Source organism: Mycolicibacter virginiensis (genome assembly GCF_022374935.2).
GTDB lineage: Bacteria > Actinomycetota > Actinomycetes > Mycobacteriales > Mycobacteriaceae > Mycobacterium > Mycobacterium virginiense.
The window spans coordinates 2,045,768-2,058,404 of the sequence record NZ_CP092430.2 but is presented as its reverse complement, the minus strand read 5'-3'; the positions used below and the strand labels follow the sequence as shown (position 1 = coordinate 2,058,404).

Here is a 12,637-nt window from a genome sequence, read left to right as displayed (position 1 = left end):
CCCGGGTGTTCGATGGAGGCCCGAGCCTGCGCGCCGGGCAGCAGATTCACCCGGTCACACAAGCCGGCCAGATGCTCGGCCAGCACCGAATCCAATTGGCGGGCATGACCGAAAGTGAACTCCCGCAACAGCGTTCCCATCGTTGACGGGGGATACACCCGGCGGAAAAAGGGATTTATGCCGCCAGCGCGGACCAGGTCGACATCATCGATGTAATCCGCGCCCGCTTACATGCTCGCGATCAGGGTGGCCAGTTTCGGAGCCGGATTGGCCGACCTCGACTTGACCCTGGGAGCTGCGATGTGAATCTTGTTGGCCAACAACTCCGATAGGCCTGCCTGCTCAGCCAGCGCCATCACCGGCACCAGGCCCGCGCACGACACCAGATATCCTCATCGAACACATCGGACCGCGGGGTGAACGTGTGGGACACTCGCGCCGGAAGTGCCGTTCTCGAACTGGACCGATTGTTGCCTGAACAATATCAATCTTCCCAGCTCAGAACGCACTTTCCTTATCCCGACACCCCGACAAACAGTCCATTGTCAGTGGATCGAGGCCAAGACCGCTCAAGTCACAGCTATCTATAGCCAACGCCGAGGTAGCGGAGCGCCACCCGCGAGATCCGCGCACCCGTGGTGGCGATGTCCGCGGAGGGAAGAACGACGTGACTCACGGTGAGCCGCACCAGAACGTCTGCGACCTCCTCGACGTCTTCGGAGTCGAGATCGGCGAAGTGGTCGTGAAACCACGCGACCAAAGCCGCGGAGGAGAGCTGGAGCAGGGACGCCGATGTCGGCAGGAGAGGAAGAACGCCCGTCGTCGGCGCACCGGCGCGATCATCCCCTGAGTGGTTGGACGTCAGCACCGACTTCAGGAGCGGACTGGCTTCTGCTTCACGCAGGGTGAACCGCACCGCTGCGGTGATGCCGCCCTGAACGTCGCCGGTGTGTTCGGCGAGAATGGCGTGGATACCCTCCAGGAAGCGCTGACCCTCGGCCACCACGAGCGCGTCACCAAGTCCCTGCTTATCGCCGAACTCCTTGTATAGCGTCGGTCGGGAGACGCCGACAAGTTCGGCGACCTCACTCACTCGGACTTGTTCCCAGCCCTTCTCAATGGTGAGTTCCCGTGTCGCCCTCAAGACCTGCTCGCGGATATGTCGGCGAAACGACATCCGCGCCGAATCAGTTGGCATACGAGCAGAATAGGTGGCGAACTGGGATCTCCCGCGCAGCCCGACGACTGGCGTCAAACGGTACGGTCGAGAAAGTCGACGACCGCCGTCGAGAATGCGTCGTTGTTGTCGCCAGCAACCATGTGGCCCGCGCCTGACACGTCAACGGTTTGCGCGTGGGGAACCAAGGTGAGGAAATCCTTCACTGTCTCTTCGGAGACTATGTCCGACAGCAGGCCGCGGACCAGCAGCGCCGGCGCGGACACCTGTCGCGCGCCATCGACAAGGAATGCGCTCATCATCTCGAACTCCTCTGCGCCGTCGTCTGAATCACTCTGCAGGAACTGAAAATTCGACGTCGCAAACGCCGGATCCCATCGCCAGGCCCAGCGACCGTCTCCACGTCGGCGGAGGACTTTTTGAAGGCCGTCGACGTTTTCGGGGCGAGGGCGGTGCGGGTTGTAGGCGGCGATCACGTCAGCGGCCGACTCTAGGCTGTCGAAACCTTCGGGATGGGCCGACATGAACGATAGGACTCGGCGGGCGCCGTGCATCTGCATTCGCGGAGTGATGTCAACCAGGACGACGGCCTGCCATAGCTCCGATGGGGCGAGCAAGTGCGTGCCGAGGATGGTCAAACCGCCCAACGATGCCCCGATCGCGGCAACTGGGCGGGCGGAGCCGGCGTACGCGCGCACGGCCAACAGGTCGGACCCCAGCCGTTCGATGTCATAGCGTCCGTCTGGATCCCAGTCGCTGTCACCATGTCCCCTTGCGTCGTAGGCGGCAACGGTGTAGCCCCGCTGATGCAATCGTTGGGCGGTGACATCCCAGGCGTGCCGGCTCTGACCACCGCCGTGAAGGAGCAACACGACCGCCCGCGGTCCGTCACAGCGGTAGAAGTCGACCGCCAGCGAGAGCCCATCCACCGTGGGCACGCGCTCGACGACAGGAGCGGACAAATCATGTGCTCTGTTTGCAGACATCAAGAGATGGCCTTCGGTGCGACGACGGTGACGGTGCCCTGCGCCGCACACACCGCTCTGCCGTCGTTGCAGATGTCGATACGTGCCACACCGCTGGTTCTGCCCAGCGAGATGATCTCAGCCGTGGCTACACAGGTTCCGCTGGAAACTGGACGAAGCAAATTCAGTTTGAACTCCGTCGTCGCGACCCAGGATCCCATCGGAATCACGGGATAAAACACCACTCCAAGGCAATGGTCGACCATGGCCGACAAGCAGCCGCCATGCAAGTTGCCGAAAGGCGTCTTCAGGTCGTCGCGTGCGTCCATCTCCGCGACGAGCCGTCCAGCAGTGAAGTCAGTGTGCCGGAAGCCGAGGTAACCGGCCAACCCGCCCGTGGTTTCTGCTGCGCTCTGCAGTTGTTCAGCGACCTGCTGGTTGAACGTGGTGAACTGCACAGACATGTCCGGCCTCCTACCTCAGCTGTGGTTGAGACATTACGCCTTGTCTGTCACATCGGTCGACAATGGTCGCTCGCCAGGATTGCGGGAAGGAGAAACCTTGAAAGAAATGTCCGGAGCCCGTCACGACTGCGCTCCCGCGGTCCTCGAACAGTCAGCAGGCTCAGTATCGTGCGGAGAACCCACTCGGCGGCGTCGTCGACGGAGACGCCCGGTTCTACGTAACTCCAGTGTCTCCTGAAGATGGGACGGAGAAACTCGGTGACGAGTTCGAAGAGTGACGTCGAGGTCCCCGCCGCGAGGCCAACGCCGGCGAGTTCCTCGTCGCTGCCGAACAACAATCCGATGATCTCTTCGCGGCGCGCGGCCTCAACTGTGTATTCCACGAAATCGACGAGAGCGGAGCCCAGATCGGTGTGCTCCGCGATCCGGGGGTTGATGCGATCGAGATAGCGCTCGGCGGCGCGAATGATGACGCCCGACATCACCGCCTCCCGATTAGGGAAGTAGCGATACACCGTTGCCCTGGAGACACCCGCTGTTCTGCCGATGTCCTCCATGGTCGTGCCTACCACGCCGCAACTCTCTAGGCACCGCTCGGCAGCATCTAGCAATCGGTCGCGAGCGGAACCACGATCTGACGGCGCGGCGGCACCCCATCGCACCAACTTCGTCGACACAACAGCCAGTATGCCGCGGGCGCACACCATTGTGGCTTGACTGCAGATATGACACCATCGCATTCGTGTCTCACAACAGCCCGTGGCCCTGAGCGAGTGATCGATTGTCGGTAGAAGCGCGTACTCCGGTGGTGGTCGGCGTAGGCGAAGTAACCCATCGCGGGGACGACGTCGTCACCGGCCTCGGTTGGTATTCGACGAAACATTCGGTCGGTGTGTGGTCGGCCACCCCTCCACCAACCGGGTGGCGACTGATCGACACGGCAGACGAACAAGCTCAGATCGATTCATCGCGGCTGGCCGTCGCAGGCGTCGACGAGGCGACCGGTCGCGCGACAGTGGACGGGTACACGGTCGAATACGACCGAGACGGGCGACCTCGATGGACACCGATCATCGCGCACCTGTCCGACGGGCGAAGAGTCGTCGCACGCAGCGACGATCCGCAGATTGCCGAGGCGATGGCGGGCGAGATGTACGTTGGCAGAACGGTTTGCCTCCGAAACACAGGGTCGTCCACGGGATTCGAGCTTCCATGATCGCCGAGGCCATGGTGTTGACCGGACCGCGGAATCTGGAGCGGCGCCAGATGACCATCCCCGACGTCGGTGACCGCGGTGCGATCCTGCGAGTTGAAGCATGTGGTCTATGCGGTACAGATCACGAACAATTCACCGGACACCTGCCTGCCGGCTTCTCATTCGTTCCAGGTCACGAAATCGTCGGCATCGTCGAACATGTCGGCAATGCGGCCAGCGAACGCTTGTGCGTCCAGGCCGGCCAGCGCGTGGCCGTCGAGGTGTTCCGGTCCTGCCGAGACTGCCCGGAGTGTCGCCGCGGCGAATACCGGCGATGTGCGGTGAACGGCATCGCCACCATGTTCGGGTTCGTCGACGTGGAGATCGGCGCCGGGTTATGGGGCGGATACGCCACCCATGTGGAGCTTCCGTGGGACGCGATGCTACTCCCGATTGCCGAAGACATGGACCCCGTTCTCGCCACGTTGTTCAACCCTCTCGGGGCCGGTATCCAATGGGGGAAAACTCTTCCCGACACCAAGGCGGGGGGTATCGTAGCGATACTGGGACCGGGCATCCGCGGGATCTGCGCGGCGGTGGCGGCGAAAGAGGCGGGAGCCGCTTTCGTCGCGATGACCGGCATCGGTCCACGCGACGATCAGCGACTGGCCATAGCCAGATCATTCGGTGTCGACCTGCCCATCGACGTATCGCAGGACGATGCAGTGACAGCGCTCCAGCGTGAGACAGGCGGACAGCTTGCCGACGTGGTCGTCGATGTCACCGCCAAAGCACCCTCCGCGTTCGCCGACGCCGTCGCCCTTGCCAGGCCTGGCGGCACGGTCGTGGTTGCCGGCACCCGCGGCGGAGGCGGCGCGCCCGGCTTTGAACCAGACACGCTGGTGTATAAGGAATTACACATCTCCGGTGCACTCGGCGTGGAGTATCCCGCCTACCGGGCAGCCCTCGAGATTCTGGCCACGCGCCGCTGGCCGTTCGACCGGATCACAAGAGAATCAACCGGATTCGCTGGTCTCGCGCCGCTGCTCAGTTCGCTTGCAGATGAAAATGCCAAATCGAGTGCGGCCCTGCACAACGTCTTCGTGCCCACGCCCTCACAGCATGCGGAGCTTCAACAGAGAAAGGTCACGTGACGAGGACGGAACGCGTACCGATGCTCGACCTTGAGCAGGCCCGGCTGCGGGCTGCCGAGTGTGGGCTGCCCGAAGAGATGGCAGAACTGTCAGTATTTCGCGTGGCACTTCACCAGCCGAGCCTCGCAGTGGCCCTGTACGGAATGCTCGAGGCGCTGCTATTTAACGGTGTGCTCGACGCCCGGCTACGCGAATTGATCATCATGCGCATCGGCTGGGTAACGGGGTCGGTATATGAGTGGACACAGCATTGGCGAATCGCGACGCTGCTCGGTGTGGCTTCGGATGACCTTCTGGCGGTGCGTGACTGGCAAAGTTCCAATCGTCTGGGCCATGCCGAGCGTGCAGTCCTGGCGGCGACCGATGATGTGGTACGTGACGGGGTCATTGCCGAGGAAAACTGGGCCGCGTGCCACAAGGCATTCAATGGCGATCACGCGGTTTTGGTCGAACTTGTCGGAGCGATCGCCAATTGGCGGCTCTTTTCGATCCTGCTTCGATCCTTGAATATTCCGCTTGAGTCGGGTACCGACTCCTGGCCGCCCGATGGGCGAGCCCCTCGACGTGACGATTGAGTAAAAACCGGTTGTTCAGCAATCGCACCCAAGTTGAAGCTCGGTTACCCCTTATGTTCCTAGTCAGTTGTGGGCTATTGAATTTCAAACGGGTAGTTGTGATTTCGGTCTCATAGCCACGGTCTCGGGGTAATGCCACCAACTAAACATGTGGAGCCAACTGTTCTGGGACGCCTACACCAGCTTGAAGCACGCTCCGTCATACGAATACGATCCAAGGCATGTCGAGGTTCTTCGCGACTCAGGCCAACTGTTACTACTGGGAGAGTCGTTCAATCGGGTCGCTGGCAACAGAACGCCAATGAAGGCGATCGCCAGCAGTCACCGCACACAGCACCTCAAGCAGAGAATTCAAGAGCCCGCTGCTGCAAGCTAGACCCGGCGTCCGACACCGAGGCGCTGCCGCCTCCATGCAGCTGACCACGAACGCCAGCTGCGCCGAAGTCCCACCGGGGACGGCAAACACCTTCCGCCGCAACACCTTCGGATGCAGCTTGGACGGAAGGCCACCAGCCACCATGATATCGACCGTCTCGGCGTCGCCAGCACCGCGGACGAATCGGTGTACCGGCCCGTTGCCACCTCGCCTCCGGCTTGCGCAGGTCAATCTCTCAGGTCGTCGTTGCCACACTCAGGAGTGACATGTACAAATCACGGTTCAGCGAGTGTACAGTTCACGGTGTGGAGGTATCCGTGACCGAGTTGCGCGCGCACCTTAGCGATTGGCTCGATCGAGTTCGGGCTGGTGGTGAGGTCGTCATCACCGACCGCGGGATTCCGGTCGCGCGACTCGCTGCGCTGGACAGCGCAGGCACCTTGGAGCGTCTCACGGCCGAAGGCGTGATTGGCAGGGCCACCGCGCAGCGGCCCGTCGCTGCGGGACGGTCCCGGCCCAGGCCGCGGCGGCCGGTGTCTGACCAGGTCAGCGACCAGCGGCGCTGACCGGTGCCGCTCGTCTACTTCGACGCCAGCGCCTTCGTCAAACTTCTCACCACCGAGACAGGGAGCTCGCTGGCGTCCGCGCTATGGGACGGCTGCGACGCCGCATTGTCCAGCCGTCTGGCCTACCCCGAAGTCCGCGCCGCACTCGCTGCAGCAGCCCGCAATCACGACCTAACTGAATCCGAGCTCGCCGCTGCCGAGCGTGACTGGGAGGACTTCTGGGCCGCCACCCGCCCAGTCGAACTCACCGCGACAATTGAACAGCACGCCGGCCGCCTCGCCCGCGCCCATGCCTTGCGCGGAGCCGACGCTGTCCATCTGGCCAGCGCGTTGGCAGTCGGCGACCCCGGCCTGATCGTCGCCGTTTGGGACCGACGCCTGCACGCCGGAGCCCAAGCCGCCGGGTGCCGACTCGCCCCCGCCCAACTCGACCGCTAATCCGACCGCTCGACGTCAGAGGTGGGTCGACCCCGGCATGGATGACGATCAGGTACCGATTCGCCAGGTCAGAACCCGTGTCGTAAGTGGCCAAGTCCCCCCTCGGACACGGTTGTGATCTCTCGGGAGATCCCGGACAGGCCGAACCCTTATGGTTCGGTCTGTTTTTGTTTTTGGCGCCATCGTGCGTGGCGGTCATTGCCTGTTGGTTGGTAGTCGCGGGTGGGGTCGAGGTGAGTTCTCGGAGTAGTTCGCCGGTGGTGGCGTCGAGGATGCGGACGTCGAGGTCGCTGATGAGCAGGGTGACGGGGGTTTGGGCGAGGGTTCGGCCCATGCCGATGTGGTGCAGTTTTGGCGTTGACGCGCAGGGTGAGTTTGCCGTGTTTGTCGATGCGGTCGTGTCGTAGGCGGTGGTGGTTGTCGTGGTGGTGTTCGACGGTGGGGATGGCTTTGGGGCGGGCGTGGTAGGTCGCTGCTGGTGTTGCGCGGTGTGGCAGTGAGCTGTGGGGGCGTCGGTTGTTGTATTCGTCGACGAAGTGGTCGATGAGGGTTTGTAGTTCGGTGACGTTGTGTGGCTGGTTGGGTTGGCTGCGTAGCCATTTTTTGAGGGTCTGCTGGAATCGTTCGACCTTGCCGCAGGTGGTGGGGTGGTTGGGTCGGGAGTTTTTCTGCTGGATGTGCAGGCGGGCGAGTTCGGCTTCGAGTGCAGTACGGCCGCCGCGTCCGCTGGCGAATCGAACGGTGTAGACCATGCCGTTGTCGGTCAGTGTTGAGGCGGGATGGCCGTGTTCGCAGGCGGTTTGGCGGAAGGTGGCTAGGACGATTTGGGCGGTGATGCGGGTGTGGGTGCTGCAGTGCAGGGCGTAGCGGGAGTGGTCGTCGAGCCAGGTGAGGATTTCGACGTCGGTGCCGTCGGTGAGGCGATAGTGGGTGAAGTCTGATTGCCAGGTTTGGTTGGGCATTTCGGCTTCGAAGCGGATGTAGGAGGCCTTCGGGCGCTTTTTCGGGGCGGGCGTGATGAGGCCTTCGCGGGTCAGGATCCGGGCGACCGTCGCCGTCGATACGCGGATCTGATGGTGGTGTTTGAGGTGCCAGACCAGGGTTGCCGGCCCGGCGTCTAGGCCTGCTTGGGTCAGTTCCTTACGCAGGCGCACGATCAGCTCGATGGTGTCCGGCGGTATCGCCGTGGGGCAGGTGTGTGGGCGTCGGGAACGCGGTTCGAACGCGGCCTCGCCTTCGTCGCGGTAGCGAGCCAGCAGCTCATAGAGCCACGACTTCGAGATGCCGTACCGGGCACAGACCTCCGCTGCGGGACGGCCTTCCAGGACCACGGCAGTGATGACCAGGCGCGCTTTCGACACCCACTGAACTGTCCGGGATGTCTTGAGACATCAGTCCGGGATGTCCTGACGGATCACACCCCCTCGGACGGACACACTGTGATCTCTCGGGAGATCCCGGACAGGCCGAACCCTCAGGGTTCGGTCTGTTTTTGTTTGTGGTGCCATCGTGCGTGGCGGTCTTTGCCTGTTGGTTGGTAGTCGCGGGTGGGGTCGAGGTGAATTCTCGCAGTAGTTCTCCGGTGGTGGCGTCGAGGATGCGGACGTCGAGGTCGCTGATGAGCAGGGTGACGGGGGTTTGGGCGAGGGTTCGGCCCATGCCGATGTGGTGCAGTTTTGGCGTTGACGCGCAGGGTGAGTTTGCCGTGTTTGTCGATGCGGTCGTGTCGTAGCCGGTGGTGGTGTGTCAGCTCGTCATCCCACAGCCGGCGTTGGGCGTATTCGTTGGCAAGCGCTTGGCGCTCATGGAGAACGTCGCGCCATTTGCGCTGCCACGTGCGCACATTGAGAGAAACCGTGAAGCTGACCGAGGGAGACATGTCCCACCTCTTCCGTCAGCGCCCTCGGCCCAAGATCAACAAAGTGTAGTGACTATCTACCACAAAATGTAGTCATATATCCTCACAAACTGTAGCCTTTAGGCATGGAGTATCGGCCCCGAGTCGCTGACCAGCTCCTCAGTGACCGGCTGGCTTCCGCCGGCGCCGTGGTACTGGAAGGCCCGAAGGCATGCGGGAAAACCTGGACCGCACGCCAATCCTCCGCCAGCGAAGTCCTACTCGACATCGACCCCGGCGCCCGCGACGCGCTCGACGCGGACCCAGCCCTGATCCTCGAGGGCGCGACGCCACGCCTCGTCGACGAATGGCAGATCGGCGGGACCCCGCTGTGGAATCACGTGCGGCGCGCTATCGATGACCGGCGATCAGCCGGACAGTTCATCCTCACCGGCTCATCGACTCCGGCAGACGACGTGACACGGCATAGCGGGGCCGGACGGTTCGCCAGGATCGCGATGCGCCCGATGTCGCTGTACGAGGTCGGCGATTCCACCGGCGAAATCTCTGTGGCCGGCCTCCTGGCCGGACAGCACACATCCTGTCCAGATCCCGGACTGGGAGTACGAGACATCATCGACCGCATCGCAGTCGGCGGCTGGCCCTCCAACCTGGGCAGCTCTGTCGCCAGCGCACTGCAGCGCAATATCGACTACCTGGATCATGCACGCGAAGTCGATGTCCCATCGGTTTCTGGGCCGCGACGTGACCCGGAACGCCTGCGACGATTGCTGATGTCACTGGCGCGGAACACCGCAACCGAGGTGAAGATCTCGGCGCTGGCGCGGGAAACATTGGGCGACAACGAGACAGCACTCGCTCGAACCACTATCTACGATTACCTGGCCGCGCTCGAACGGCTCATGCTCATCGAAGACGTGCCAGCATGGTCAACGCACCTGCGATCCAGGGCGACGCTACGACAAGAACCCAAGCGCCACTTCGTCGATCCTTCCCTTGCGGTCGCCGCACTTGCCAGCACCCCGAAACGGCTACTGGGCGAGCTCAGTTTCGGCGGATTCCTGTTCGAGTCCCTGGTGGTGCGGGACCTGCGGGTACTGTCGTCGCCCCTTCGCGGAACCGTGGCGCACTATCGGGACAGCAACGGCGTCGAGGTTGATGTCGTCCTTCAAATTCCCGATGGGACGTGGGGGGCATTCGAAGTGAAACTCGGCCCCGGCCGAATCGACGACGCGGCCGCGTCCCTGCTGAAGTTCGCTTCCACCATTGATACGGAGAAAGCCGGTGAACCCGCCGTCCTCGGCGTCATCACCACGGCAACCTACGGCTACACCCGCAAAGACGGAATCCAGGTGATACCCATTGCCGCCTTGCGCCCATGAAACACATGAGATCACCAACCCACTCACCTGTGATGAGTCGGGTCATGGGTTACGGCCCGCTCCGACCATGTGGGCTTGCGCCCGGCTTTGAGCGACAACTGCTGCAGGGAGCCGAAATTGACCGGAAGTGTCGCTCCAAGGCGGTCCAACGCCCCTAACTTCCGGCGACACGGCCAGGATCAGGCTCCGATCTCGGCCGGCTGCGGCAGCGGGAACCGCTGTCGGAACACCTAGCATTGGGCCGAGCTGAATCACTGAAGCCCCAACCGTCGTAGGCTCGATGGGGAGATGACTCGTCCAGGCGCGTACCTTCGCCAGCCGGCGCCACGCACCTTTCGCGATCGCCACGACGCCGGCCGGGCCTTGGCTGAGCTTTTGAGGGGCTATCTGTCCGACTACCTGTCCGGCGTAGCGGGCGCCCAGGGCGTGGTGGTGCTGGGATTGGCCCGCGGCGGAGTGCCGGTCGCCTGGGAGGTCGCCGCCGCCCTGCGCGTGCCACTGGACGTGTTCCTGGTCCGCAAGCTCGGTGTGCCGCAGCAGCCCGAGTTGGCGATGGGCGCGCTGGCCGGCGGCCAGGTGGTGATGAACGACGAGGTGGTCCGCAGCCTCGGTATCGACGACGACGAGGTGCAGTCGGTGATCGAGCGCGAGACCACCGAACTACGCCGCCGCGAGCGTGCCTACCGTGGCGACCGGCCGGCGGCCGATCTGCGCGGCCGGGTGGTGATCTTGGTCGATGACGGCATCGCCACCGGTGCGAGTGTGCTGGCGGCGGTACGGGCGGTCCAGGCGGCCGAGCCGGCGTCGATCATCGTCGCCGTGCCGGTGGCCCCACGCTCGGCATCCCGCAAGATCGCCCAGGAAGCCGACGACATCGTGTGCGTCACGACCCCCGACGCATTCGATGCCGTGGGACAGGTCTATCGCGACTTCGACCAGACCGACGACGACGAAGTCCGCGATCTGCTGGCCGCGCCGACTACCGGCCGAGCAGCCGGCTAATTGTGATGTCCAGGGAGGTTGGTCAGTCGGGTGACCGGTGGCTGGCCTCCGAGGGCGGAGTGGGCTCGATGATGATTGTAGAAGTGCAGCCATCCTGGTAGTGCTGTGTTGCGTTCGGTGGTGGATTCGTAGAGTTGGGCGTAGGCCCAGCCGTCGGCCAGGGTGCGGTGGAATCTCTCGATTTTGCCGTTGGTCTGGGGCCGGTAGGGCCGGGTTCGTTTAGGTGTGATGTTCAAAGCTCGGCAGGCATCGCGCCAGGCGTAGGACCGGTAGGCCGATCCATTGTCAGACAGCACCCGCTCGACGACGACACCGTGCTTGGCAAACCACGAGGTGGCTCGTTCGAGTACACCGATCGCGGTGGCTGCCTTCTCGTCGGTGCAGACTTCGGCGTAGGCAATTCGGGAGTAGTCGTCGATCACGGTGTGCAGGAATGCGATTCCGATCCTCGGGCGGTATCTGTTGCCGCGTTCACCGGTACGTCGAGCGGTCGCTCGGGCATTGATCTTGCTCTGTTGCTGGCTGAGGAATTTGTGTCCGCCGCCGTCGGGGATGTTGGCGAACTTGGTGACATCGACATGGATCAACGAGCCGGGATACGGGTGCTCGTAGCGGCGCAACGGTTCGCCGGTAACCCGATCGATGCGTGAGAGCCGGTTGATCCGACACCGTGTCAGCACCGCATGCACCGTCGAGGCCGGTATCCCGATCTGGCCGGCGATCTGCAGCGGGCCCAGTCGCTGGCGCCACCGTAGTGCCACGATGCGGCGCACCGTGGCCGTTGGGGTCTTGGTCGGGCTGACGTGCGGTCGGGAGCTGCGGTCGACCATGCCGGCTGGGCCTTCGGCACGGTAGCGGTCGGCCCATTTCTTGGCTGTCTTGGCGCAGACCATGAACATTTTGGCCGCTGCAGCGTACGTCCAGCCTTGTTCGACGATCAGTTTGGCGAGACGCAGTCGAGCGCGCGGGGTCAACGCCGCGTTAGCGTGGGACACGAAGGCCTCCTGGTTGGTGAAGCGGTTCTTAGACAGCTCCACTTCACAACCGGAGGCCTTCACCTGTCACACAGGCTCACCGATACCGAACGGGACAACCTCCCTGGACATCACAGCTAATCGGCCGGGTGCGCGGCGATATCGTCGGCGGCTTCTTCGGCCGCCTCGGCGGCCTCAGCGTCGAAGTCCGCCACCTCAGCGGCGTCGGAGTTCTCGATGTCAACACTGTCGTCATCGTCGGCGGGAAACTCATCCTCATCGACGGCGTCCCCGGCAGCCACGGGGGCCTCGATCACTGGGGCATTCGCGCGCCGCTCCCGCAAGGCGTCCACGATCAGCAGCAGCACGCCCAGCACGCTCGCGCCGATGCAGACCCACGCCACCAGCGCATTGCTGGTGACGACGGCGAACACCAATGCGGCCAGGCCGATTACCGCCAATACCAACGCGATGACCAGCATCGAATCACCTCCAGTCCGACGGGCGAACT

12 protein-coding genes and 3 pseudogenes are annotated in these 12,637 nt (G+C 63.4%); 7 read left to right on the top strand and 8 right to left on the bottom strand.

Annotated elements, in window-relative coordinates; translation table 11 throughout:
- Positions 1-8: 8 nt before the first annotated feature.
- From MJO54_RS09930 to MJO54_RS09910, 5 genes and pseudogenes are all read right to left on the bottom strand, one after another.
- A pseudogene (locus MJO54_RS09930) lies at positions 9-433 on the bottom strand (IS1380 family transposase); the annotation flags it as partial.
- A 147-nt stretch (positions 434-580) separates the two neighbouring features.
- A complete protein-coding gene (locus MJO54_RS09925) occupies positions 581-1,159 on the bottom strand; it encodes a TetR/AcrR family transcriptional regulator (protein ID WP_174682934.1) in 579 nt (192 codons plus the stop codon).
- A gap of 92 nt (positions 1,160-1,251) precedes the next feature.
- The gene (locus tag MJO54_RS09920) at positions 1,252-2,163 is read right to left on the bottom strand and encodes an alpha/beta fold hydrolase (protein ID WP_046286740.1); all 912 of its coding nucleotides are present in this window, start codon (positions 2,161-2,163) and stop codon (positions 1,252-1,254) included.
- Positions 2,163-2,600, bottom strand: coding sequence for a PaaI family thioesterase (locus MJO54_RS09915; RefSeq protein ID WP_046286743.1), 438 nt, complete (start codon positions 2,598-2,600; stop codon positions 2,163-2,165). Before MJO54_RS09915 ends, MJO54_RS09920 begins: the two co-directional genes overlap by 1 nt.
- Positions 2,601-2,653: 53 nt before the next feature.
- Complete coding sequence (locus tag MJO54_RS09910; RefSeq protein ID WP_008256180.1) at positions 2,654-3,178, bottom strand: TetR/AcrR family transcriptional regulator; 525 nt, start codon at positions 3,176-3,178, stop codon at positions 2,654-2,656.
- Between the two features lie 275 nt (positions 3,179-3,453).
- Here MJO54_RS09910 and MJO54_RS09905 point away from each other — a divergent pair.
- From MJO54_RS09905 to MJO54_RS09885, 5 genes and pseudogenes are all read left to right on the top strand, one after another.
- A pseudogene (locus tag MJO54_RS09905) lies at positions 3,454-3,822 on the top strand (acetyl-CoA acetyltransferase); the annotation flags it as partial.
- A complete protein-coding gene (locus MJO54_RS09900; protein ID WP_046286738.1) occupies positions 3,819-4,955 on the top strand; it encodes a zinc-dependent alcohol dehydrogenase in 1,137 nt (378 codons plus the stop codon). The pseudogene MJO54_RS09905 and the gene MJO54_RS09900, both read left to right, overlap by 4 nt.
- The gene (locus tag MJO54_RS09895; protein ID WP_036428816.1) at positions 4,952-5,530 is read left to right on the top strand and encodes a carboxymuconolactone decarboxylase family protein; all 579 of its coding nucleotides are present in this window, start codon (positions 4,952-4,954) and stop codon (positions 5,528-5,530) included. Before MJO54_RS09900 ends, MJO54_RS09895 begins: the two co-directional genes overlap by 4 nt.
- 487 nt (positions 5,531-6,017) lie before the next feature.
- Positions 6,018-6,472: pseudogene (locus MJO54_RS09890) on the top strand (type II toxin-antitoxin system Phd/YefM family antitoxin).
- Between the two features lie 3 nt (positions 6,473-6,475).
- A complete protein-coding gene (locus MJO54_RS09885; RefSeq protein ID WP_046286737.1) occupies positions 6,476-6,910 on the top strand; it encodes a type II toxin-antitoxin system VapC family toxin in 435 nt (144 codons plus the stop codon).
- Between the two features lie 149 nt (positions 6,911-7,059).
- On the opposite strand, the gene MJO54_RS09880 is transcribed toward MJO54_RS09885, so the two are convergent.
- On the bottom strand, positions 7,060-8,271 hold the full coding sequence (locus MJO54_RS09880) for an IS481 family transposase (RefSeq protein ID WP_240175863.1): 1,212 nt from the start codon (positions 8,269-8,271) through the stop codon (positions 7,060-7,062).
- A gap of 685 nt (positions 8,272-8,956) precedes the next feature.
- Between MJO54_RS09880 and MJO54_RS09875 the strand changes: the two genes are divergently transcribed.
- Both MJO54_RS09875 and MJO54_RS09870 read left to right on the top strand, forming a co-directional pair.
- The gene (locus MJO54_RS09875) at positions 8,957-10,150 is read left to right on the top strand and encodes an ATP-binding protein (RefSeq protein ID WP_205843467.1); all 1,194 of its coding nucleotides are present in this window, start codon (positions 8,957-8,959) and stop codon (positions 10,148-10,150) included.
- A gap of 288 nt (positions 10,151-10,438) precedes the next feature.
- Positions 10,439-11,152, top strand: a complete 714-nt coding sequence (locus MJO54_RS09870; RefSeq protein WP_046286884.1) for a phosphoribosyltransferase — start codon at positions 10,439-10,441, stop codon at positions 11,150-11,152.
- On the opposite strand, the gene MJO54_RS09865 is transcribed toward MJO54_RS09870, so the two are convergent.
- Positions 11,149-12,147 (bottom strand): IS481 family transposase, encoded by a 999-nt coding sequence (locus MJO54_RS09865; RefSeq protein WP_240175862.1) that lies wholly within the window; start codon positions 12,145-12,147, stop codon positions 11,149-11,151. The two genes, MJO54_RS09870 and MJO54_RS09865, sit on opposite strands and share 4 nt — an antisense overlap.
- A 116-nt stretch (positions 12,148-12,263) precedes the next feature.
- Positions 12,264-12,608: a hypothetical protein gene (locus MJO54_RS09860; RefSeq protein WP_046286883.1), complete on the bottom strand. Its 345-nt coding sequence runs from the start codon at positions 12,606-12,608 to the stop codon at positions 12,264-12,266.
- Positions 12,609-12,637 lie beyond the last annotated feature (29 nt).

Coding starts and splice junctions, on each gene's coding strand:
- MJO54_RS09920 (WP_046286740.1), bottom strand. CDS start 2,163: ATGTCTGCAAACAGAGCACATGATTTGTCCGCTCCTGTCGTCGAGCGC.
- MJO54_RS09900 (WP_046286738.1), top strand. CDS start 3,819: ATGATCGCCGAGGCCATGGTGTTGACCGGACCGCGGAATCTGGAGCGG.
- MJO54_RS09870 (WP_046286884.1), top strand. CDS start 10,439: ATGACTCGTCCAGGCGCGTACCTTCGCCAGCCGGCGCCACGCACCTTT.
- MJO54_RS09860 (WP_046286883.1), bottom strand. CDS start 12,608: ATGCTGGTCATCGCGTTGGTATTGGCGGTAATCGGCCTGGCCGCATTG.